At 72.9% G+C, this 579-nt stretch carries 1 pseudogene; it reads left to right on the top strand.

Features of this window, described 5'->3' with window-relative positions:
* Window positions 1-194: 194 nt before the first annotated feature.
* Window positions 195-579 (top strand): annotated as a pseudogene (locus FMEAI12_RS15620) (hypothetical protein); the annotation flags it as partial.

A 579-nucleotide genomic window follows, 5' to 3' on the forward strand; every position in this document is an offset into this window, starting at 1 on the left:
GGCGAGCAGCGCCGGGTTGTCGTCGAGGCGGAGGTCACGGCGAAGCCACCACACCGCCTGCGTCGAGGGGGGCGAGCTCATCCGACGGACGGTAGCCCGTCACCACGGGTCACCAACGGAGACCACTCCGATGTCACGCGAGGTCACGGCGTGGCATGGACCCGCGGTCAGAGGCTTCCTGCTGTGCTGTCGCGATGACGCAGGCGGTGCAGTGGGATCAGGGCGTCTCGGACGCGTGGTCACGGATCGCGCAGATCGGTCCCAAGATCCTGATCTTCGCGCTCGTCCTCACCGTCGGAGCCGTGGTCGTCCGCGGCGCGCTCCACGCCGCGGACCGGGTGCTGGAGCAGGCCGGCCTCGACGGCGCGCTCGACCGGGCCGGCGCGTCGCGGCTGCTGCGCTGCCAGACCGGGGTGATCAGGGGATGGCTGCTGCGGGTGGTGGCCGTGATCTGCCTGTTGGCCATCCTGCGTGCGGCGCTCGGGGTGTTCGGGCCGAGTCCCGCCGACCGGATGGCCGGCACGGCGCTGGCGCTGCTCGCCCGCGCGCTGAGCGCGGGAGTCATCGCGCTGCTCGGGC

It is taken from the genome of Parafrankia sp. Ea1.12 (assembly GCF_900465275.1).
Classification (GTDB): Bacteria; Actinomycetota; Actinomycetes; order Frankiales; family Frankiaceae; genus Parafrankia; species Parafrankia soli.